The 19,665-nt window shown below is 66.8% G+C and carries 23 protein-coding genes and 1 other RNA gene; 10 read left to right on the plus strand and 14 right to left on the minus strand.

The features are described 5' to 3' along the window. Positions 1–57 precede the first annotated feature (57 nt). Complete coding sequence (locus AC1DCU_RS19415) at positions 58–2,055, minus strand: bifunctional DedA family/phosphatase PAP2 family protein (protein WP_032976740.1); 1,998 nt, start codon at positions 2,053–2,055, stop codon at positions 58–60. Positions 2,056–2,140: 85 nt separating this feature from the next. Here AC1DCU_RS19415 and AC1DCU_RS19420 point away from each other — a divergent pair, with 85 nt between their 5' ends. Together AC1DCU_RS19420 and AC1DCU_RS19425 are read left to right on the plus strand one after the other, a co-directional pair. Then, on the plus strand, positions 2,141–2,803 hold the full coding sequence (locus AC1DCU_RS19420) for a serine/threonine-protein kinase (RefSeq protein WP_025874181.1): 663 nt from the start codon (positions 2,141–2,143) through the stop codon (positions 2,801–2,803). Continuing rightward, positions 2,800–3,288 (plus strand): DUF2867 domain-containing protein, encoded by a 489-nt coding sequence (locus AC1DCU_RS19425; protein ID WP_442251834.1) that lies wholly within the window; start codon positions 2,800–2,802, stop codon positions 3,286–3,288. The genes AC1DCU_RS19420 and AC1DCU_RS19425 overlap by 4 nt, the downstream gene beginning before the upstream one ends. A 47-nt stretch (positions 3,289–3,335) precedes the next feature. Here the strand turns inward: AC1DCU_RS19425 and AC1DCU_RS19430 are convergent, their stop codons facing one another. Beyond that, positions 3,336–4,019: a hypothetical protein gene (locus tag AC1DCU_RS19430; protein ID WP_025874183.1), complete on the minus strand. Its 684-nt coding sequence runs from the start codon at positions 4,017–4,019 to the stop codon at positions 3,336–3,338. Between the two features lie 107 nt (positions 4,020–4,126). Between AC1DCU_RS19430 and AC1DCU_RS19435 the strand changes: the two genes are divergently transcribed. The 3 genes from AC1DCU_RS19435 to AC1DCU_RS19445 all read left to right on the plus strand — a co-directional run bounded on the left by AC1DCU_RS19435 (position 4,127) and on the right by AC1DCU_RS19445 (position 7,135). Further along, entirely contained in the window at positions 4,127–4,945 is an 819-nt protein-coding gene (locus AC1DCU_RS19435) for an SDR family oxidoreductase (protein ID WP_032976737.1), read from the plus strand. A gap of 92 nt (positions 4,946–5,037) precedes the next feature. Further along, positions 5,038–6,030, plus strand: a complete 993-nt coding sequence (locus AC1DCU_RS19440; protein ID WP_032976736.1) for a YiiG family protein — start codon at positions 5,038–5,040, stop codon at positions 6,028–6,030. Between the two features lie 190 nt (positions 6,031–6,220). Then, entirely contained in the window at positions 6,221–7,135 is a 915-nt protein-coding gene (locus AC1DCU_RS19445) for a YiiG family protein (protein ID WP_425602699.1), read from the plus strand. Positions 7,136–7,285: 150 nt separating this feature from the next. Here the strand turns inward: AC1DCU_RS19445 and AC1DCU_RS19450 are convergent, their stop codons facing one another. Then, on the minus strand, positions 7,286–8,158 hold the full coding sequence (locus AC1DCU_RS19450; protein ID WP_025874187.1) for an ion transporter: 873 nt from the start codon (positions 8,156–8,158) through the stop codon (positions 7,286–7,288). A gap of 63 nt (positions 8,159–8,221) precedes the next feature. Here AC1DCU_RS19450 and AC1DCU_RS19455 point away from each other — a divergent pair, with 63 nt between their 5' ends. Then, positions 8,222–9,448, plus strand: coding sequence for an acetylornithine transaminase (locus tag AC1DCU_RS19455; RefSeq protein ID WP_032976734.1), 1,227 nt, complete (start codon positions 8,222–8,224; stop codon positions 9,446–9,448). Positions 9,449–9,520: 72 nt separating this feature from the next. On the opposite strand, the gene AC1DCU_RS19460 is transcribed toward AC1DCU_RS19455, so the two are convergent. Next, positions 9,521–10,123 carry an HAD-IA family hydrolase gene (locus AC1DCU_RS19460; RefSeq protein ID WP_032976733.1) on the minus strand — a complete coding sequence of 201 codons (603 nt, stop codon included), beginning with the start codon at positions 10,121–10,123 and terminating at the stop codon, positions 9,521–9,523. 122 nt (positions 10,124–10,245) lie between these two features. Here AC1DCU_RS19460 and azu point away from each other — a divergent pair, with 122 nt between their 5' ends. Beyond that, positions 10,246–10,695, plus strand: a complete 450-nt coding sequence (azu, locus tag AC1DCU_RS19465) for an azurin (protein ID WP_033831930.1) — start codon at positions 10,246–10,248, stop codon at positions 10,693–10,695. A gap of 157 nt (positions 10,696–10,852) precedes the next feature. Here the strand turns inward: azu and hemL are convergent, their stop codons facing one another. Both hemL and thiE read right to left on the minus strand, forming a co-directional pair. Next, complete coding sequence (hemL, locus tag AC1DCU_RS19470; protein WP_080149896.1) at positions 10,853–12,142, minus strand: glutamate-1-semialdehyde 2,1-aminomutase; 1,290 nt, start codon at positions 12,140–12,142, stop codon at positions 10,853–10,855. A 15-nt stretch (positions 12,143–12,157) separates the two neighbouring features. Then, entirely contained in the window at positions 12,158–12,793 is a 636-nt protein-coding gene (thiE, locus tag AC1DCU_RS19475; protein ID WP_282279632.1) for a thiamine phosphate synthase, read from the minus strand. Positions 12,794–12,827: 34 nt separating this feature from the next. Here thiE and AC1DCU_RS19480 point away from each other — a divergent pair, with 34 nt between their 5' ends. Then, positions 12,828–13,052 (plus strand): rubredoxin, encoded by a 225-nt coding sequence (locus AC1DCU_RS19480; RefSeq protein WP_025874193.1) that lies wholly within the window; start codon positions 12,828–12,830, stop codon positions 13,050–13,052. Positions 13,053–13,142: 90 nt separating this feature from the next. Here AC1DCU_RS19480 and AC1DCU_RS19485 read toward each other — a convergent pair whose 3' ends face one another. The 8 genes from AC1DCU_RS19485 to AC1DCU_RS19520 all read right to left on the minus strand — a co-directional run bounded on the left by AC1DCU_RS19485 (position 13,143) and on the right by AC1DCU_RS19520 (position 17,398). Further along, positions 13,143–13,988 carry a SirB1 family protein gene (locus AC1DCU_RS19485; protein WP_025874194.1) on the minus strand — a complete coding sequence of 282 codons (846 nt, stop codon included), beginning with the start codon at positions 13,986–13,988 and terminating at the stop codon, positions 13,143–13,145. 319 nt (positions 13,989–14,307) lie between these two features. Further along, the gene (locus AC1DCU_RS19490) at positions 14,308–14,754 is read right to left on the minus strand and encodes a DUF192 domain-containing protein (RefSeq protein ID WP_025874195.1); all 447 of its coding nucleotides are present in this window, start codon (positions 14,752–14,754) and stop codon (positions 14,308–14,310) included. Between the two features lie 21 nt (positions 14,755–14,775). Continuing rightward, positions 14,776–15,423 (minus strand): ribose-5-phosphate isomerase RpiA, encoded by a 648-nt coding sequence (rpiA, locus tag AC1DCU_RS19495; protein ID WP_032976728.1) that lies wholly within the window; start codon positions 15,421–15,423, stop codon positions 14,776–14,778. Between the two features lie 24 nt (positions 15,424–15,447). Further along, positions 15,448–15,927, minus strand: a complete 480-nt coding sequence (locus tag AC1DCU_RS19500) for an EVE domain-containing protein (RefSeq protein ID WP_442252395.1) — start codon at positions 15,925–15,927, stop codon at positions 15,448–15,450. After that, on the minus strand, positions 15,924–16,517 hold the full coding sequence (locus AC1DCU_RS19505; RefSeq protein ID WP_032976727.1) for a 5-formyltetrahydrofolate cyclo-ligase: 594 nt from the start codon (positions 16,515–16,517) through the stop codon (positions 15,924–15,926). The genes AC1DCU_RS19500 and AC1DCU_RS19505 overlap by 4 nt, the downstream gene beginning before the upstream one ends. 83 nt (positions 16,518–16,600) lie before the next feature. Further along, positions 16,601–16,786: non-coding RNA, 6S RNA (gene ssrS, locus AC1DCU_RS19510), on the minus strand. A 97-nt stretch (positions 16,787–16,883) separates the two neighbouring features. Beyond that, complete coding sequence (locus AC1DCU_RS19515; RefSeq protein WP_025874199.1) at positions 16,884–17,180, minus strand: cell division protein ZapA; 297 nt, start codon at positions 17,178–17,180, stop codon at positions 16,884–16,886. Continuing rightward, positions 17,177–17,398 (minus strand): TIGR02449 family protein, encoded by a 222-nt coding sequence (locus tag AC1DCU_RS19520; protein WP_025874200.1) that lies wholly within the window; start codon positions 17,396–17,398, stop codon positions 17,177–17,179. Before AC1DCU_RS19520 ends, AC1DCU_RS19515 begins: the two co-directional genes overlap by 4 nt. A 153-nt stretch (positions 17,399–17,551) precedes the next feature. Between AC1DCU_RS19520 and AC1DCU_RS19525 the strand changes: the two genes are divergently transcribed. Together AC1DCU_RS19525 and AC1DCU_RS19530 are read left to right on the plus strand one after the other, a co-directional pair. After that, entirely contained in the window at positions 17,552–18,100 is a 549-nt protein-coding gene (locus tag AC1DCU_RS19525) for a UPF0149 family protein (protein ID WP_025874201.1), read from the plus strand. A 5-nt stretch (positions 18,101–18,105) separates the two neighbouring features. Beyond that, a complete protein-coding gene (locus tag AC1DCU_RS19530; protein ID WP_152543311.1) occupies positions 18,106–19,428 on the plus strand; it encodes an aminopeptidase P N-terminal domain-containing protein in 1,323 nt (440 codons plus the stop codon). Positions 19,429–19,665 lie beyond the last annotated feature (237 nt).

Here is a 19,665-nt window from a genome sequence, read left to right on the forward strand (position 1 = left end):
CAAGGTTGGCGACTACCAGAGCGGAGCAGTCGCGCCGGGCCATGCCCGGCGGCTTCGTTACGGCGTGGCGGTCTTCAACCGCAGTACCGGCAGCCCGGTCTCCGGCTGCACATCCTCGCGCTGCGGCAACGACTGCACCGCTTCCTTGACCGCATTCAACGCCGGGTCGATGCCTCGCACCGGGTGCCACATGCCGATCCACTGGAAGTGGCGCTCGTAGCGCAGGGTCTGTGCGCTGCCCAGCCACAACGGGGTGTCGCCCGGCTGCAGCTGCGCCGGCGCCTGCCACAAGCGCAGTACGTAACGCTCGTCGGCCTGCGCGCCCTGGCGCACCATCAGCAGCGCTTCAACGCGCGTATCCAGTGTCGCCGGCAGTACCGGCAGTTCATTGGCGCCGGTGTTCTTGTCCAGCATCAGCAGCGCTTCCTGCCAGCCGGCCTGGGCCTGTACCTGCCAGCCGCGCGCTTCCAGCTGCGCCTGCAGCGGCGGCAACGGACCGGCCACCTGCACGTCCAGTGGCCAGCGCTGGTCATCGTCGAATTCGTTGCGACGCGCCGGCAGCTTCGCCCAGTCGTGCTGCCACCAGGCCTGCGCGTCCATCGCCAGCGGCGCCGGCAGGGTCGGCTCGAAGCGTTCCAGCTTGATGGCGATGTTGCGCGGCGCGTACCACATCGCCGCCACCACGAAGACGCCGTAGAACAGCCATGCCACCGGCTTTACCCAGAACGAGCGGTTGAAGCGGCGGCGGTAGGCGATGCCCAGCACCAGCAGCCAGAAGGTGCCGAACAGCATGCCGCCGATGACATCGCTCAGCCAGTGCGCGCCCAGGTACAGGCGCGCAAAGCCGATCAGGCTGACCACGATGCCCGACACCAGGTAGGGCCAGACGCGGGTGCGGCCGGGCATTTCGCGGGCGATCAGCACCGCGAAGAAGCCGAAGGTGATGGTGGCCATGGTCACCGACACCGACGGGAAGCCGAAGCCGCTGCTGGCATCGATCGGGCGCACCACATCGACGGTGGTACCGAGCAGTTTGGTCAGGGCCAGGCCGAAGGCCAATGCGGCCAGCCAATGGGCGGCCGCCATCCAGCGCCGGCGCCAGATCAGATAGCCCAGCGCGGCAGCGGTTGCCGGCAGCAGCACCTGCCATGCGCCAAGCGAGGCCAACGCGGCCATCGGGTAGTCGGCCAGCGGATTGCGCAGGGCCAGCATCGCCTGGTGCACCAGCAGGTCCACCGCCAACGGCTCGCCATGGGCGACCACCACCGTCAGCAGCGCGAACCAGCCCCAGCCCAGCAACAGCAGCATCAGCGCCAGCATCGCCAGCGGCACCGATTCGCGGCGCTTCGGGTCGAGCACGCCCACCGTGTAGCGGCCCAGCGTCGGGTGCCGGTTGGACCAGTCGAGCAGCCGCGCCAGCCAGCTGTCCATGCGCGCGGCCGACCAGCGATAGCCGTACAGCACGATGGCCCAGACCAGGCTGAGGATCACTGCCAACAAGCCCACCACCACTACCAGCCGGCCGGCAACGGCAGCGACGGCATCATAGGCTTCGCCAAGAATCCAGCCCGGTGCCAGGAACAGCACAGCCCAGGAAATACTGGCGATGCCACTGGCCTGCACGTAACGGCTGGCGGGCATTTTCATCATGCCGGCAATGGCGGGCACGAACGGCCGGATGGCACCGACATAGCGGGCGATCAGGATGCTCTTGAACGCATTGCGGCGGAACAGATTCTCGCCCCGGTCAAGCAGCTGCGGGTAGCGGCTGAACGGCCAGACGCCACGCAGGCGGTCGCCCCAGCGCCGGCCTATCCAGTAGCTGATGCCATCACCGGCGAACGCACCCAGCGCCGCGGCGGCAACCGCATACGGCCCGGAGATCTGGCCCAGGCCGATGAACACGCCAACGGCGAACAGCAACGGCAGCGCCGGCACGATGGCGCCAAGAATGATGACCGCATCGCAGAAGGCGATCAGAAAGATGACCGCACCCGCCAACACGGGATGAGCGGCAATCCACGCGAGGGTGGCGTCGATCCATGAAGAGTCCATTGTCCGATTATAGGGGCGTGAAGGTGACTGGTTCCCAGCCGCTTGGTGACCGATTGCAACCGGCGTCATCGCCTAGAATGTCGCCATGCCTGTATCCAATGACGCGCCAACGCATGCACTGAAGGCCGACAGTTTCGGCCGGATCCTCCTCGTGCAGGGGCCTGAAGGCCCCTTCGTGCGCCGCGATCTGGGGGCCACGCCGCTGTGGCTGCGGTTGCCAGCGTGGTGGTTGGCGCGACGCGAAGCGCGTGCATTGCGCCACATCCATGGCATGGCCGACGTGCCGCAACTGCTGGACTGGGATGGCCGCCACCTCGACCGCAGCTTCATGGCCGGCGATGCGATGTACCAGCGCCCGCCGCGCGGTGATGTGGCCTGGTTCCGCGCCGCACGCCGCCTGCTGCAGCAGCTGCATCGGCGCGGTGTGGCCCACAACGACCTGGCCAAGGAAGCCAACTGGCTGGTGACCGAGGACGGTCGACCGGCCCTGATCGACTTCCAGCTGGCAGTGATAGGCGACCCGCGCTCGCGCTGGATGCGACTGTTGGCGCGCGAGGACCTGCGCCACCTGCTCAAGCACAAGCGCATGTACTGCCGGGAGTCGCTGACGCCGGTGGAGAAGCGCGTGCTCAAGCGCACCTCGTGGGTACGCGATCTCTGGTTCGCCACCGGCAAGCCGGTCTACCGCTTCGTCACCCGCCGCATCCTGCATTGGGAAGACAACGAAGGGCAGGGCCCCAAGCCGTGAGCGCCCAGCTGAGCGAAGGCAGCGTGCTGCGTCCGCAACTGCCGGGTGCCGATTTCGTCCATGCCTGCCAAGAGGCGGCGCCGCGCAACGGCCGTTCGGCGCTGCAGGCCTACCGCGATATGGCCGCGACGGTGCCCGGCTGGTTCGATGGACTGATGGCGCTGCGCAACAGGGGCATGCGGCTGCTGGGCATGAAGGATCTCGGCTCGCTGCGCGGAGTGCAGCAGACCGCCGATCCGCAGCGCGGGCAACGCCTCGGCATCTTCACCCTGCAGGCGCTGGACGAGGATGCCATCGTGCTGGAAGACAACGACCGCCATCTGCGCGTGCAGCTGGCGCTGCAATGGCACGGCGATATGTTGGAAGTGGCGACGGTGGTGCACACCCACAACGCGTTCGGCCGCCTGTACATGCTGCCGGTGGCACCGGTGCATCGATGGATCGCGCCGCACCTGCTGAGCAAGCAGGTGCGCGGATATCAGTAGATCCACGCCATGCGTGGATGCGCGTTGCCGCATGGCGCGGCAAACCCCTACGGCGTCACCGGCACCACCTGCTGGCCGATGAAGTTGCGCTTGCCATCGAAGTCATAGCCGATCTGCAGCTGGCCCACGTCCGGGCACGCATGGCAGTCGCGCAGCGGCGTGCGGTACAGCAGGCGGATGCCGCCCCCATCCAGCGCCGCGGTACCCGCGGCCTGCGCCGGCGCGAACGGCGTGGCCTGCGGATGCGCCTTGAGCACCTCCTGCACGCCGGGATCGGCGCGCAGCGTGTCGTCCAGCTGCACCGCATCCACGTCGATACGCTTGCCTGCGGCATCGACCAGGCGCGTGCCTTCATTGGTATTGGCGCGGAACGGATACTCGACGGTGGCCACGCCCAGGCCGTCGTGTTCATGCCAGGCGGTCACGTAGGCCAGTTCGCCACCGGTGGACAGCTGCTCGGCCGCAGTGACCGCATCGGCACTGGCCCCACCGGACCGCATCGCATCGCGCAGGCAATCGCGGGTGGCCGCGCTGTCGCCCTGACGGCAGGCGTTGAGGTCACCATCCCAGACAACGGCCTCGCTCCAGCGCAGCTTGCCATCACCGGTGGCCTTGTCGACGCTGGCGGCGTCATCCTTGGCCGGCGCGCTGCCGGGTTCGGGCGAGCGGCCCTGGCAGGCGGTGAGCAGGGCCAGGCCCAGGGCAGGCAACAACAGGCGGGAACAGCGCATGGCATGGACCTCGTGCAGTGACCGGGGCGCCAGTATCGTCAACGTGCGGTGAACTCCGCGTCGGCGCGGCATACTAGCGGCTCATTGCATACGCTGGAGTGTGGAACGTGGGCAGTCTGCAGGGCAAAACCCTTTTCATCACCGGTGCCTCGCGTGGCATCGGCCTGGCGATCGCGTTGCGCGCCGCGCGTGACGGCGCCAACGTCGCCATTGCCGCCAAGTCGTCGGTGCCCAATCCGAAGCTGCCGGGTACCATCCACAGTGCTGCCGAGGCCGTCATTGCAGCCGGTGGCCAGGGCCTTGCGCTGAAGTGCGACATCCGCGAAGAAGACCAGGTGCAGGCGGCCGTTGCTGCCGCCGTGGACACCTTCGGTGGCATCGACATCCTGGTCAACAACGCCAGCGCCATCTGGTTGCGCGGCACCATGGACACGCCGATGAAGCGCTTCGACCTGATGCAGCAGGTCAATTCGCGCGGCAGTTTCCTGTGTGCGCAGGCCTGCCTGCCGTACCTGCTGCAGGCGCCGAACCCGCATATCCTGACCCTCGCGCCGCCGCCGAGCCTCGAGCCCAAGTGGTGGGGCGCGCATACCGGCTACACGCTGGCGAAGATGGGCATGAGCTTTGTCACCCTCGGCCTGGCCGCCGAGTTCGGTCCGCAGGGCGTGGCGGTCAATGCGCTGTGGCCGCGCACGGTCATTGCGACCGATGCGATCAACATGATTCCGGGCGTGGACGTCGGCGGCTGTCGCACGCCGCAGGTCATGGCGGATGCTGCACATGCGGTGCTGGTGCGCGAGGCGGCCGGTTTCCACGGCCGTTTCCTGATCGATGACGAGGTGCTGGCCGAAGCTGGCGTGACCGATCTTTCCGGGTATGCGGTGGATGCGTCGCGTCCGTTGCTGCCGGATCTGTTCCTGGATTGAGCCAGCCGGTAGGGAAAGGCCGATGGCTGCCGCCTTCGGCCCGCTGCGCTAGAATGCGCGGCTGTAATCGTTTTCAACAGGGATGTGAGCCCATGTCACGTACTCTTTCCATCGCGGCACTGGCCGCTTCGCTGTCGCTTCTTCTGGCTGCCTGTGGTGGCAAGGCGCCCGCAACCGACGGCGACCCGGGTTCCGCCGGCAAGCCGGAGGCCAGCACGGCATCGGCTGACGCCCAACAGCAGTTGACCGCAAAGCTCAACGCCTACATCGGCTGCTTCAACGCGCTTGATTCGAAGACGCACAGCAGCATCCAGACCTACACGCGCTGGATCAAGGACGTGGACGCCGGCCCGAGCGGGCGCGAGACGAACGTGTACGGACCATTCGAGATCGGCGATTACGACATGAAGCAATGCGACGCCCCCGTGACGGAGGCGATCGCTGCCAAGCCGGCGCTTGCCGATCTCGATGCCGCTGCCGGCCACTACCAGCAGGCGCTGAAGGCGCTGGTGCCGATCAGCAAGGAAGCCCACGACTACTACGAGCGTCAGGACTTCGAAGACGACAAGTTTGCCAAGGGCAAGCAGCTGCACGCGCCGTTGATGACCGCCTTCAAGGATTTCGTGGTTGCCAGTGAAACATTCAACACCGAACTGGAGCGCCAGAACGACGCTGCCCAGCGCGAACAGCTCAAGGCGCTGGAGCAGGCCGAAGGACGCACCCGCGAGTACTACCGACTGGCGATGATGCTGGAAGCGAAAGCGATCATGGAGATGATGGGCGAGGACGACTTCGACGTGGCCCGGGCACGGGAGCGGCTGGACGCCTTCAACCGCATTTCCGACGAAGCGCATGCCAAAGTGGCCGATCAGGAGCCGGGCAAGCTGGACTGGAACAGCTTCGAACGCGAGGCCGAGAACTTCCGCCGCGAAGGCAAGGAGCGCCTGCAGCGCGTCAGCGCGAACACGCCCTACACCGACTTCGAACGACGCATGCTTGATTCGCCCTCGATGGCGCCGAGCGGCTCGGCCGGGCGACTGCTGCACATCTACAACGCACTGGTGTTCCAGAGCAACCGCCAGTAATCCGGGGCGCTGCACCCACTTCTGTCGCATTCGAGCAGGCTGATTGCGACGTGAAGGATGGGGTGCCCCGTCGTCTCGATGGCATCGGCGTCCGCATATGCGGGCTGTTCCACCGCGCGCGCGAATGTGCGCCGTCTCATATCTGCAAGGAACCGGTTTGAATTCTTCCGCGCGTGTACTTTCTCTGCTTATGCTCGGCGCTGCCGCCGCCCTCGCTGGTTGCAACGGATCGGCAGGACTGCCGGTGGCCGATCCGGGCCTGCAGAAGATCAACGCCTACATCGAGTGCTACAACGGCGTCGAACAGCCCATCCACGAGGGCTTCCAGACCTATACCGGCTGGATCAAGGATCCCGAAGCGGGGCCGACGGGCAAGGAAGCGCAGCCGCGCTCGCCGGGCAAGGTGCTGTCGCATCGTGTCGAGTACTGCGGCCAACCGCTGACCGATGCGTTGGCCCGGACGCCGGCCACGCCGCTGGATGAGCCGGTGCGGCAGTACCAGGCGGCCTTCCAGTCGTTGTATGCGCTGATCGAACGCGCTGATGGCTATTTCACCCGTGAGGACTATCGGCGCGACAACGGCGAAGGGATGCGCGCCCAGCATGCGCCGCTGATGCAGGCCTACGCTGACTTCTTCAAGGCCAGCGAGGCCCTGGACGCGGCGCTGGAGAAGAACGAGGAGGAACGCCGTGCCGCGCAGCTCAAGCAGATCGAAGCGGACGAAGGTCGTTCACTGGCGTACTACCACCTGCGCATCATCGGTGACGGCAAGCGCCTGGCACTGTCGCTGCAGGGAGAGGCGCCGGACCTGCAGGTGGCGCGCACGCAGCTGGCCGACTACCAAGCGCTGGTCAAGGAAATGCAGGATGCAGGGGTGGGTAGGGACAACCCGCTGTGGGCACATGTACAGCGGTCGACGGACGTGCTGATCCGGGATGCCGGGCGCCGCGTCGAGCGCCTTGCATCAGGCAAGGCATTCACCGAACGTGAGCGCGAGGAAGAACGGACATCCAGTGGCCGTGTCGGATCGGCGCCTGCGGGCTCGGAGGCGGCAGTGATGGCCGCCTACAACGATCTGGTGACCACCAGCAATCGCATGAATTGAGCCAGTGGGTCGACTGCGATGGATGGATGCGGGATGCCGCATTCGTCCATCGCGCGGATCTGCTGTGTGCCTTTGGTGGGGCTTCATCCACGCATGGCGTGGATCTACTCCGCTGGCTTCGGTGGGGCCGGCCGTCGGCTGGGCTCATCGTCAGTGGCTGAACGTATCCGGCAGCGGTCCGCCACACTTGCGGCAGTGCCGCGCATCCGGCTCGTGGCCCTCCAGCCCGCAGTGCGGGCAGCCACGTGCATCGCGGCGCGCGGCCAGCTCGGCATCGCGCATGGTGCTGGCCAGTTCGGCGGTGTAGATGCCGGTGGGCACGGCGATGATGCTGTAACCGATCAGGATCAGCACCGAGGTGACGAAGCGGCCGAGCACGGTCTGCGGCACGATGTCGCCGAAGCCGACCGTGGCCATCGTCACCACTGCCCAGTACATGCTGCTGGGAATGCTGGTGAAGCCATGGTTCGGTCCCTCGATCACGTACATCAGCGTGCCGGCGATGATGGTGATGGTGACCACCGTGAACAGGAACAGCAGGATCTTGCGCCGGCTGCGCCACAGCGACTGCATCAGCACGCCGCTTTCTTCGATGTAGCGGGTCAGCTTGAGGATGCGGAACACGCGCAGGATGCGCAGTGCGCGCACCACCAGCAGGCTCTGCGCACCGGGAATGAACAGCGACAGGTAGGTCGGCAGGATCGAGGCCAGGTCGATGATGCCCCAGATGCTCACCGCGTAGCGCAGCGGGCGCTTGACCACCACCAGCCGCAGCACGTATTCGGCGGTGAACAGGATGGTGAAGCCCCATTCCAGCACGTACAGCCAGTCGGCATGGGCGATGTGGAAGCGCTGCACGCTGTCGAACATCACCACCAGCACGCTGGCGATGATCGCGTAGACCAGCAGCAGGTCGAAATTGCGCGAGGGCCGGCTGTCGTGGCGGTAGATGATGTCGAACCACCGGCGGCGCCAGCCGGTCTCGGTGGCGGGGTTCAGCTGGGGGGCGGAAAACGGTCGCATGCGTGCATTGTGCCGCACGGGTTCCAGCGCGAGAATGGGCATTCCTGAACCCTGCTGACCGCCATGACCGCCGCTACCGATCCGCTGATCTCCCTGTCGCACTACTACCTGCCGGTGTACAAGCCCCGCCAGGTGGTGCTGGAGCGAGGCCAGGGCGCCCGCGTGTGGGACAGCCAGGGCCGTGAGTTCATCGATCTGGCCGCGGGCATCGCCGTGTGCGGCCTGGGCCACAACGACCCGGACCTGGTCGCCGCGCTGGTCGAACAGGCCGGCAAGCTGTGGCACACCAGCAACGTGTTCTACAGCGCGCCGCCGCTGCACCTGGCCGAGGAACTGGTGAAGGCCAGCCGCTTCGCCGAGCGCGTGTTCCTGTGCAACTCCGGCGCCGAAGCCAACGAAGTGGCGATCAAGATGGTCCGCAAGTGGGCCTCCAGCCAGGGCCGCCCGGCCGACAAGCGCGTGATCATCACCTTCCGCGGCAGCTTCCACGGCCGCACCATGGGCGCGGTGACCGCTACCGCCCAGCCGAAGTACCAGGAAGGCTACGAGCCGCTGCCGGGGGGCTTCCGCTACATCGACTTCAACGATGAAGTGCAGCTGGAAACGGCGATGGCCGCTGGCGACGTGGCGGCGGTGATGCTGGAGCCGATCCAGGGCGAGGGCGGGGTGATGCCGGCCAAGTCCGGTTTCCTCAAGCGCGTGCGCGAACTGTGCGACCAGCACAACGCACTGCTGGTGCTGGACGAGATCCAGGCCGGCATGGGCCGTACCGGTACCTTGTTCGCGCATTGGCAGGATGACGTGGTGCCGGACATGGTGACCCTGGCCAAGGCACTGGGCGGTGGTTTCCCGATCGGCGCGATGCTGGCCGGCCCGAAGGTGGCCGAGACCATGCAGTTCGGTGCCCACGGCACCACCTTCGGCGGCAATCCGCTGGCCGCGGCCGTCGCCCGCGTGGCGCTGCGCAAGCTGGCCTCGGCCGAGATCGCAGCCAATGTCAGCCGCCAGTCGAAGGCGCTGCGCGATGGCTTTGCCCGCATCAACGATGAGTTCACGGTGTTCAGCGAGGTGCGCGGTCGCGGCCTGATGCTGGGTGCGGTGCTGAGCAAGGAGTTCGCTGGCCAGGCCGGTGCCATCCTCGACCACGCTGCGGAGCAGGGCCTGTTGACCCTGCAGGCTGGCCCGGACGTGCTGCGCTTCGTGCCGTCGCTGAACATCACTGACGAAGAAGTGGCCGAAGGCCTCAAGCGCCTGCGCGCGGCGATTGCCGCGTTCGTCGCCGCGCGCTGATCATTGACCAAGGTAGCGCCGGGCCATGCCCGGCGTTGCTTTTCCGCTGCGCTCGTCGCGCATGGCCCGGCGCTACCGCACCCCGTAGCGCTTCAGCACCTTCCCCAGTCCGCGTCCGTCCTGCACGGTTTCCGCGTGCAGGCCCGCTGCGCGTGCACCGCGCACGTTGACGAACAGGTCATCGACGAACAGCGTGTGCGCCGGTGCCACCTCGAGGGCTGCGAGCGTGCGCAGGAATACCTCCGGTGCAGGCTTGCGCAGGCCGAAGTCCGCGCTGCAGAACACCCGGCCCTGCAGCTTGGGAAACAGCTCCGGCAGCAGCGTCGGCAGCGCCTGCGTCATCAAGGCACCATTGTTGGTCAGCACCGCCATCGGCACCCGCAGGGCGTTCAGCCGTTGCAGCACGGCGTGCTGCGGGTGGCTGGCCGCGTGCCGTGCGGCGATCCAGGTGTGCAGCGTTACCGTTGTGCCGAGCCGTTCGCCAAGCTGGGCCAGATAGCGCTCGCCATCCAGCGCACCGCTGTCGTGTGCCGCTTCGAGCCCGCTGTCGTACAGCGCGGCCTGCACGTGCGCGGTCGGCACGCCCAGCGCCTGCGCCAGATGCAGCACGCGCTGTGCGCGCTGGTAGTGCAGCAGCACGCCATCAACATCGAGCAGGAGAAGATCGATCCGCATCGGTCGAGCATGCCATTGCCGTATCCGCACGCAAACCCTGGACCACCACTGCGACACACGGTCGCAGCCGGGTGGCCAGGTGTCTGCCTAGAATGACCACCGAACCTGCAGGAGACGCGACGATGAAGGCTTGGATGGTAGCGGTGGGGCTGGGTGCGCTGATGCTGGCGCCATCGGCGATGGCGCGCGTATGTGCGGTGAGCATCGACAGCACCGACCAGATGAGCTTCAGCAGCCGGGAGATCAAGGTGGCTGCCGATTGCAGCGAAATCGACCTGACCCTGCGGCACACCGGCAGGCTGGCCGCCACCGCGATGGGCCACAACTGGGTGCTGACCCGCACCGCCGACTACCAGCCGGTGGCGATGGCGGGCATGCGCATGACCTTGGCCGACAGCTACCTGCCGAAGGCCGACAAGCGCGTGCTGGCCCACACCAAAGTGATCGGTGGTGGCGAGACCGCCCGCGTGCGTTTTTCCACGAAGGGCATGCAGAAGGGCGGCGATTACACTTTCTTCTGCTCGTTCCCCGGCCACTTCGCGATGATGAAGGGCAAGTTCGTCTTCGGTTGAGTGCGCAGCAGCCACGCATGGCGTGGCTCTACTCCAGAGACGCAGCTCAGTAGATCCACGCCATGCGTGGATGAAGCACATCGATCCAGTAGATCCACGCCATGCGTGGATGAGGGCAGGCAGTGCCGACCAAGGTCGGCACCTACCAGGCCTGGATTCAGCCCTTGGCCGCCTTGAACGCCACGCGTGCCGCTGCCAGCGTGGCCTCGATCACGGCATCATCGTGGGCGCTGGACAGGAAACCGGCCTCGTACGCCGACGGTGCCAGGAACACGCCCTGGTCCAGCATCGCGTGGAAGAAACGGTTGAACGCGGGAATGTCGCAGGCCGTGGCCTGGGCGTAGGTCTCCACCTTCTCAGCGGTGAAGAACAGCCCGAACATCGCGCCCACCTGGGTGGTGGTCACCGCTACGCCTGCATCGGCGGCGGCGGCTTCCAGTCCCGCACACAGGCGGGCGGCGCGCGCGCTCAGGTCGTCGTGGAAACCCGGCTGCTGGATCAGCTCCAGCATGGCCAGGCCGGCGGCCATCGCCACCGGGTTGCCGCTGAGCGTGCCGGCCTGGTAGATCGGGCCAGCGGGCGCGATCTGCTGCATCAGCTCGCGGCGGCCGCCGTAGGCGCCCACCGGCATGCCGCCGCCGATGATCTTGCCGAAGGTGGTCAGGTCCGGGCTGATACCGTAGTGCGCCTGCGCACCGCCAAGGGCAACGCGGAAACCGGTCATCACTTCGTCGAAGATCAGCAGCGCGCCATGCTGCGTGCACAGCGCGCGCAGGTGCTGCAGGTAGCCTTCGCGGGGCGGAATGCAGTTGGCGTTGCCCACCACCGGCTCGATGATCAGGCCGGCGATCTCGCTGCCGCGTGCGTCGAACAGGGCGGTGGCCGCCTCGAAGTCGTTGTAGGGCAGGGTCAGGGTCAGTTCGCTCAGGCCGGCCGGCACGCCGGGCGAGGTCGGCACGCCCAGGGTCAGCATGCCGCTGCCGGCCTTGACCAGGAACGAGTCACCGTGGCCGTGGTAGCAGCCTTCGAACTTGACGATGCAGCTGCGGCCGGTGGCACCGCGCGCCAGGCGGATCGCCGACAGGGTGGCTTCGGTACCGGAGTTGACCATGCGCACCATCTCGCACGACGGCACCAGCCGGGTGATGGTCTCGGCCATGGTCACTTCCGCTGCGCACGGCGCACCGAAGGACAGGCCGTTGTCGATCGCCTTCTTCACCGCCTGGCGTACGGCGGTGTGGTTGTGGCCGACGATCATCGGGCCCCACGATCCCACGTAGTCGATGTAGCGGTTGCCGTCGACGTCGTACAGGTAGGCGCCGTCAGCGCGCTCGACGAAGAAGGGTTCGCCGCCGACCGACTTGAACGCGCGCACCGGTGAGTTGACGCCGCCAGGCAGCAATTCCTGGGCGCGGGAGAACAGGGCGTGGGACTGGTCGTGGTTCATGGGGTTTCCTGGGGGTTACTGCTGCGTATCGAATCGGGCGAGGTAGGCGCGCTGGGTCGCGACCGGGTCCTGCGCGGCGTAGATGCCGCTGACCACGGCCAACAGGTCGGCGCCGGCATCGATGATGGGACCGACATTGTCCGGGCTCAGGCCACCAATCGCCACCCGCGGCACGCCCAGTGCGGCGCTTTGCCGCAGCAGGTCGGGGTGGGCGCGGCTGCTGGTGACCTTGGTGGTGGTGGGGAAGAACGCGCCGAAGGCCACGTAGCTGGCGCCCGCCGCCACGGCATGCTCGGCGTTGGCCAGCTGGTCGTAGCAGGAGGCGCCGATGATGGCGTCCGGGCCGAGCAGGCTGCGTGCGGCGCCGATGTCACCGTCGGTGCCGCCCAGGTGCACGCCCGCCGCGCCGATGGCCTGGGCAAGCGCCGGGTCGTCGTTGACGATCAGCGGCACGCCGTGGGCGGCGCACAAGGCCTGCAGCGCCGTGGCCTGTTCCCGCCGCAGCGCATCGCTGGCGGTCTTGTTGCGGTACTGCAGCCAGGTGGCGCCGGCGGCAAGCAGCGGCGCGGTGCGCGCCAGCAGGCGGGCGGTATCGGGTTCATCCGGGGTGATCAGGTAGACGCCGCGGGGCGCCGGGGAAGCAGAAGTCATCGATGGCTACCGGTGAGTGGACCGCGATGGGACAATGGCGGCCCGTGAATCCAGCCCTGATTATCCGATGAGCGAAGCCACCCCCACCACCCTGCGTACCTGGATGTGCGTGGTCTGCGGATTCCTGTACCGCGAAGCGGATGGGCTGCCGGAAGAGGGCATCGCCCCGGGCACGCGCTGGGAAGACATTCCCGAGACCTGGACCTGCCCGGATTGCGGCGTGACCAAGGACGATTTCGAGATGGTCGAGATCGATTGATCGCAATTGCCGCCGGGCATGGCCCGGCGCTACCGGTCGGGCGGATCGTTGGTGGTGGGTGCGGACCGTTTGTCCGCACACCGGACAACCTCAATGCAGCCGCGGTACCGGTCCGCCCAGGTCGATCAGCTTCTCGCGCAGCCATTGCGCGTCGCTGGCCTCGGGGTTGCGCTTGAGGTACAGGCCCAGGTCGTTGCGCGCGCCGGCCAGGTAGTCCAGCTGCAGGTAGGCCAGGCCGCGATCGCGCAGGGCATCGTCCTGTTCGGGGGCGAGCTTGAGCAGGCGGTCGGCACTGCGCGCGGCACGATCCCACTCGCTGGCCTCGGCATAGACCCCATGCAGGTTGCGCAGCATGCGGATCAGGATCGCGCGGCTCGGTGCAGGATCGAGGATCTGCGCCAGCACCTGGTCGTCGGGCATCTGCCCGCCCAGGTGTGATTTGGCGCGTTCGCGCAGTTCGTCCACGTCCAGCGGCCGGCCACCATTGAACGGGTCCATCACCAGCACGCCATCGTCAACCGGCAGGCGCACCAGGAAATGACCGGGGAATGACACGCCGTCCAACGGAATGCCCAGCCGTCGCGCCACCTCCATCTGCACCAGTGCCAGCGAGATCGGATTGCCCAGACGGCGCTCGAAGACCTGGTTGAGGTAGCTGTTGCGCGGGTCGTAGTACTCCTGGTGGTCGCCGCTGTAGCCCAGCTCATCGAACAGATGCCGGTTGATGGCCGCCATCTTCAGCGGGCTGTGCTCGATGCTGTCCACCTCGGCGCGCAGGTGCTCGACGTGGCTCTGCACCAGCGCATCGTAGGTCGACGGCTGCAGATCGGGATATTCATCGCGCGCGATCAGCAGCGCGGTCGGCAGCAGTGGCAGCGCCTCGTCGTCGAAGTCGGCCAGTGCATCCCAGTCGGGGAGTGTGATCCGGTCCTGCATGTCCACAGACTGGCGGCAATCGCAGGCGGTTTCAAGCAGCGTGGCGTGAATTCATCATCCCCACGTGTCCCGATCCACGCATGGCGTGGATCTACCGTGTCGACCAAGGTCGACACCCACCAACAGCGGCAGGAAGCTGTCAGAGGTAGGGTGGTGTGGGCTTGCAGGACCGCAGGCGCCATGGATGGCGCCTACGAGCCCCCAGGGATGGGTTTACACGGCGTGTCCTGCAAGCCCACACCGCCCCACCATGCCTCGATAACCCAGCTCTTGCTTTTGATGTTGATTCGGCGGGTGCCGGGCGCAGCCCGGCCGCCCCCTACTTCTCGATGCCCGGGCCGAAGATCAGCTCGGTGCCATCCTTCAGCTTGAGCTTCTCCGCCTGGCCGGCATTGAGTTCCAGCACGAAGCGTGCCGGGCCACCGCTGGGGTAGGGCGGGCACATGTCACCGGCCGAGCACGGCGGCACGTCGCGCTGCTGGCTCACCAGCCGCCGCTCGCTGTCGAAGTACAGGATGTCCAGCGCGATCTTGGTGTTCTTCATCCAGTACGCCTGCATTTCCTCGCGGTCATGCACGAACAGCATGCCGTGGTCCTCGGCCATCTGGTCGCGGAACATCAACCCGCGCGCACGGGTTTCATCGTTGGTGGCCAGTTCAACGTCATAGCGCGCACCGTCAAGTTCCACCCAGTGGCGGGCAGCATCGGTGGCGCAGCCGGTCAGGGCCAGCAGCGGGAGCATCAGCAGTGAGCGCAGCAACGACATCGTCAGGGTCCTTCGAAAGGGTCAGAGCACGATCGGCGGCTCGCCGCCGACGATCACCACATCGGCACGGCGCCGTGCGAACAGGCCGACGCAGACCACGCCCGGCAGCTGGTTGAGCTCACGCTCCAGTTTTTCCGGATCGGTGATCTGCAGGTTGTGGATGTCCAGGATCTGGTTGCCGTTGTCGGTCACCACGCCCTCGCGCCAGGTCGGCTGGCCGCCGGTCATGTCGCGGATCTGGCGGGCAACCAGGCTGCGTGCCATCGGGATCACTTCCACCGGCAGCGGGAACCTGCCCAGCACCGGTACCTGCTTGCTCGGGTCGACGATGCAGACGAAGCGCTCGCTGGCCTCGGCGATGATCTTCTCGCGGGTCAGCGCAGCGCCGCCGCCCTTGATCAGGCACTTGCCGGGATCGCACTCGTCGGCGCCATCCACGTACAGCGACAGGGTGCCGGTGTGGTTCAGCTCGATCACCTCGATGCCATGCTGCTTCAGGCGCGCGGTGCTCTGTTCGGAACTGGACACCGCACCCTTGATGCGATGCTGGATGCGGGCCAGCGCATCGATGAAATAGGCGACGGTGGAACCGGTGCCGACACCGACGATCATGCCGTCTTCGACGTACTCGATGGCCTTTTCGGCGGCCAGGCGCTTGGCTTCAGACATTGCGGAGAGCTCTCAGGCAGGGAATCAGGATTTCTTTTCCAGCGACAGCAGCAGCTTCCACTGCGCAGCGGTCACCGCGAACACCGACAGGCGGTTGCCCTTGGCAACCAGCGGGAAGCCTTCGCCGAGTTCCTCGGCATGCAGCTTGATCTCGTCCAGCGCGATCACCTGCTTCAGCTTGCGGTCGAAGGCCACGTCCACCAGCATCCAGCGCGGGTTCTCGCGCGTGCTCTTGGGATCGTGGTAGTCGGATTTCGGGTCGAACTGGGTGTCGTCCGGGTAGGCCGCGCTGGCCACCGTGGCCAGGCCGACGATGCCGGGCACCTTGGTATTGGAGTGGTAGAACAGGATGCCGTCACCGACCTGCATGCCATCGCGCATGAAATTGCGCGCCTGGTAGTTGCGCACGCCGTTCCAGGGTTCAACCTTGACCTTGGCCAGGTCGTCGATGGAAAAGGCGTCCGGTTCGGACTTCATCAGCCAGTAGCGCTTGCGGGCGGTCATGCGTTCACGGGGGCAGCGGAAGGGAGCAGGGTGCCGGCTTCAGTGCAGATCGCATCCACCGGCACGTCCCAGGACGCCACCGGCAAGGACTCGACCTGCTGCACCGAGAATGCCGCGCCGACCAGCCAGGGTGGCGCCGGCCGATCATGGCGGAAGGCGAAGCTGCGATCATACCAGCCACCTCCCATGCCCAGCCGCCGGCACCGTGCGTCGAAGCCCACCAGCGGCGTCACCACCAGTGCCATCTGCGCCGGTTCCAGCGTGTCTTCGAGGGCGATGTCCGGTTCGGGAATGCCGTAGCGGTTGCTGGTCAACGGTTGGCCGGGGCGCCAGGGCGCGAAGCGCAGCACGTCGCCGTGCAGCACCGGCAGGCAGTAGGTCAAGCGATCGGGCAGCTGCAGTTGCCAGCGGTGCAGGGCGATTTCGCCATCCAGCGCCCAGTAGCCGGCCACGGCGCCTTCGCGCGGGGCGAACGGCAGCGCCAGCAGCGCATCGGCCAGCGATTCGGCAGCGGCGATACGGGCGGGGGCGGAAAGGTCGCGGCGGCGTTGCCGCAGGTCGTGGCGCAGGGCCTGTCGCGGGTCGGTCATGGCAGCGTGCGGCAAGGATCAGCCGTCATTGTGCCGGAAAGAACAAGGGCGACGCCCGAAGACGCCGCCCTTGCTGGAATATTGCATTCTCCGCAATGTCGATGCATGCGAAACGACCTTGAACCCGGGGGCTCAAGTGGGAACGCTGGAGAACCATCGGGCTTCCCGCTGCAAGGCGGACCTGCACTCCCGGCGCTGTCGCGCTCCCGGTGTCGTTCTTAAGGGACAAGGCGAATGTTTGCACATGCCGTCGAGTACCGCAGAGAACGCGTCGCCATTATAGCTACCGCGCGTGATCTGGATAGGCCGTTCGTCGGCAACAGTGCGTGCCAATTCAGAAAAGAGAAGGCGCATTCCGCGCCCATCTCAGGTGCTGCTGTCGATCGCCCGGTCCAGGCGCCGGTTCAGGTCGGCCAGGGTCTGTTGCAGGGCGACCGCCTGGCGGGCGTTCTCATCGCGCAGCAGCTGCAGTTCGTGTGCCAGGTTGAGTGCCGCCAGCACCGCGATGCGGTCCACCGCGGCCATCCGGTTGCTGCCGCGGATCTCGCGCATGCGCGCATCCAGCAGGCGGGCGGCCGCCATCAGGCTGTCGCGTTCATCGCCACCAACGCCGACCGTGTATTCGCGGTCAAGGATACGGACGCTGACCGGTTCGGCACTCATGTGTGCTGCTCCAGGGATTTGAGCCGGGTGATCATCGCTTCCACCCGCGAACGCGCCTGCTCGTTCTTGGCCAGCAGCGTCGAGCGCTCGGCCACCAGCTGTTCCTGCTGGTGGCGCAGGCTGCGGTTCTCCTCGGCCAGCCGCTGGTTGCGGTCGAGCAACGCCTCCACACGGGCGGCGAAGGCCTGCAGCTGGGCAAGGGGATCGGCGGGTTCCATGCCCGCACGATAGGCAAGCCGGGTCAGGGCGGTCAAGCACTGTCGCAGCAGGGCCCGGCGGCTACGGAGAGCAGGCGGACACATTGCTACACTACCGGGCTCACGGGCGCGCGCGTGCGCGCTCCGCAGTTTCCCTTCCGAACGAGCCGCACGATGACCGAACTTCCCTCCGTCGACGACGTTACCCGCGCCAGCCAGGAACTGGGCCTGGGCGCCACTGCTGCCGAGCTGCATGGCGGGCTGTGCGGCTGGCTGGCCGCTGGCGGTGCTCCCGGCAATGATTGGCCGGCGCGCGTACTGGCCGACGACAATCTGCCGCAGGCAGCTGCCGACAGTGCGCTGGCGCAGTTGCTGGAGGCCACCATCAAGCAGCTGGAAGACCGGGACTTCGCCTTCGAGCTGCTGTTGACCGACAGCAGCGACGTGGCCGCGCAGGCGGACGCCATGTTCAGCTGGACCCGTTCCTTCCTGGGCGGCTTCGGCCTGGGCAGTGGCGGCCACCGGCCGGCCCTGTCCGAAGAAGGCGAGGAGGCGCTGAACGACCTGGCCAGCCTGGCCCGTGCCTCGAGCGAGGATTTTGAAGCGGGCGGTGATGATGACGACGAAGCCCTGTCGGAGATCGAGGAGTTCATCCGCGTGGCGGTGCTGCTGCTGCACGGTGACGTGGTGCTGGCCGCGCGCCATCGGCAGCGCCTGAACTGATGGATATCAAGCAGCGCACCGGCATCGCTGCCGGCGAGTACAAGCGTCGTCGCCGGCAGTTGATGGACATGGCGGGCGAAGACGCGATCCTGGTGCTGCCGGCGGCATCTGAGAAGGTGCGCAGCCTTGATACCCATTATCCGTACCGGCAGGATTCGGATTTCCAGTACCTGAGCGGCTTCCCGGAGCCGGAAGCGGTACTGGTGCTGATTCCCGGCCGTCGCCACGGCGAAGCGATCCTGTTCTGCCGCGAGCGCGATCCCGAGCGCGAAGCCTGGGATGGCGGTCGCGCCGGCCAGGACGGCGCCGTGGCGCAGTTCGCGATGGACGATGCCTACCCGATCACCGACCTGGACGACATCCTGCCGGGCCTGCTGGAAGGGCGTTCGCGGGTGTACTACCACTTCGGCCGCGATGCGGATTTCGACCTGAAGCTGATCGGCTGGGTGAACCGCGTACGTTCGCAGGTGCGCCACGGTGCGCAGCCACCGCATGAGTTCCTGGAACTGGGCCATCTGCTGCACGAGCAGCGGTTGTTCAAGTCCGGTGCCGAGGTGGCGTTGATGCAGCGTGCGGCCGACATCAGTGTGCTGGCGCATCGCGCGGCCATGCAGAGTGCGAAGGCGGGCATTCACGAGTACGAACTGCAGGCCGAACTGGAGCGGGTGTTCCGTGCCAACGACGCGGTACCTGCGTACTGCAGCATCGTCGGCGCCGGCCGCAATGCCTGCATCCTGCATTACCGCGACAACAACGCGCGTTCGCGCGACGGCGAACTGGTGTTGATCGATGCCGGCGCCGAGTACCGCGGCTACGCCAGTGACATCACCCGTACGTTCCCGGTCAATGGTCGTTTCAGCGCCGAGCAGCGCGCGCTGCATGATCTGGTGGGTGCCGCGCAGGCGGCGGCGCTTGCCCAGGCCAAACCGGGCGTGGCGTACGAAATGGGCCATCTGGCGGCGGTGCAGACCCTCACCGAAGGGTTGCTGCAACTGGGCCTGTTGAAGGGCACGCTGGAAAAGAATCTCACCGAAGGCTTGTACCAGCGCTTCTACCGGCACAAGACCGGGCACTGGATCGGGCTGGATGTGCACGATGTAGGCGACTACCGCCTGGCCGGCGATTCGCGCCTGCTGGAGCCGGGCATGGCGTTCACCATCGAGCCGGGGCTGTATATCGGCGTGGACGACACAACGGTGGAACCGCGCTGGCGCGGCATCGGCATCCGTACCGAAGATGACGTGCTGATCACCGACGACGGGCATCGGGTGTTGACCGAAGGGCTGGAACGCAGCGCCGACGAGATCGAAGCGTTGATGGCGGGGTAAGAGGGGTTTCGGCAGGGCTTGCAGCCCTGCACCTGCAGAGGCCACAGCCACAGCAACAGCAACAGCGGCATTCGGTGGGGGGCGGGGCACTGTGGGTTTGCGGGGCCGCCGCAAGTACGTCCTTGTAGGCTTGGTCGCCGCATCCATGCGGCTCACACCCCGCAAACCCACAGTACCCCGCCTTCGACAGTTTCCCGCGGCTGTTGGTAACGGCGGTTGTCGGCACGCGGAACTATT

It is taken from the genome of Stenotrophomonas sp. 10L48 (assembly GCF_056395105.1).

Coding starts and splice junctions, on each gene's coding strand:
- AC1DCU_RS19415 (WP_032976740.1), bottom strand. CDS start 2,055: ATGGACTCTTCATGGATCGACGCCACCCTCGCGTGGATTGCCGCTCAT.
- AC1DCU_RS19420 (WP_025874181.1), top strand. CDS start 2,141: ATGCCTGTATCCAATGACGCGCCAACGCATGCACTGAAGGCCGACAGT.
- AC1DCU_RS19430 (WP_025874183.1), bottom strand. CDS start 4,019: ATGCGCTGTTCCCGCCTGTTGTTGCCTGCCCTGGGCCTGGCCCTGCTC.
- AC1DCU_RS19440 (WP_032976736.1), top strand. CDS start 5,038: ATGTCACGTACTCTTTCCATCGCGGCACTGGCCGCTTCGCTGTCGCTT.
- AC1DCU_RS19445 (WP_425602699.1), top strand. CDS start 6,221: ATGCTCGGCGCTGCCGCCGCCCTCGCTGGTTGCAACGGATCGGCAGGA.
- AC1DCU_RS19450 (WP_025874187.1), bottom strand. CDS start 8,158: ATGCGACCGTTTTCCGCCCCCCAGCTGAACCCCGCCACCGAGACCGGC.
- AC1DCU_RS19455 (WP_032976734.1), top strand. CDS start 8,222: ATGACCGCCGCTACCGATCCGCTGATCTCCCTGTCGCACTACTACCTG.
- AC1DCU_RS19460 (WP_032976733.1), bottom strand. CDS start 10,123: ATGCGGATCGATCTTCTCCTGCTCGATGTTGATGGCGTGCTGCTGCAC.
- azu (WP_033831930.1), top strand. CDS start 10,246: ATGAAGGCTTGGATGGTAGCGGTGGGGCTGGGTGCGCTGATGCTGGCG.
- hemL (WP_080149896.1), bottom strand. CDS start 12,142: ATGAACCACGACCAGTCCCACGCCCTGTTCTCCCGCGCCCAGGAATTG.
- thiE (WP_282279632.1), bottom strand. CDS start 12,793: ATGACTTCTGCTTCCCCGGCGCCCCGCGGCGTCTACCTGATCACCCCG.
- AC1DCU_RS19480 (WP_025874193.1), top strand. CDS start 12,828: ATGGCGGCCCGTGAATCCAGCCCTGATTATCCGATGAGCGAAGCCACC.
- AC1DCU_RS19485 (WP_025874194.1), bottom strand. CDS start 13,988: ATGCAGGACCGGATCACACTCCCCGACTGGGATGCACTGGCCGACTTC.
- AC1DCU_RS19490 (WP_025874195.1), bottom strand. CDS start 14,754: ATGTCGTTGCTGCGCTCACTGCTGATGCTCCCGCTGCTGGCCCTGACC.
- rpiA (WP_032976728.1), bottom strand. CDS start 15,423: ATGTCTGAAGCCAAGCGCCTGGCCGCCGAAAAGGCCATCGAGTACGTC.
- AC1DCU_RS19500 (WP_442252395.1), bottom strand. CDS start 15,927: ATGACCGCCCGCAAGCGCTACTGGCTGATGAAGTCCGAACCGGACGCC.
- AC1DCU_RS19505 (WP_032976727.1), bottom strand. CDS start 16,517: ATGACCGACCCGCGACAGGCCCTGCGCCACGACCTGCGGCAACGCCGC.
- AC1DCU_RS19515 (WP_025874199.1), bottom strand. CDS start 17,180: ATGAGTGCCGAACCGGTCAGCGTCCGTATCCTTGACCGCGAATACACG.
- AC1DCU_RS19520 (WP_025874200.1), bottom strand. CDS start 17,398: ATGGAACCCGCCGATCCCCTTGCCCAGCTGCAGGCCTTCGCCGCCCGT.
- AC1DCU_RS19525 (WP_025874201.1), top strand. CDS start 17,552: ATGACCGAACTTCCCTCCGTCGACGACGTTACCCGCGCCAGCCAGGAA.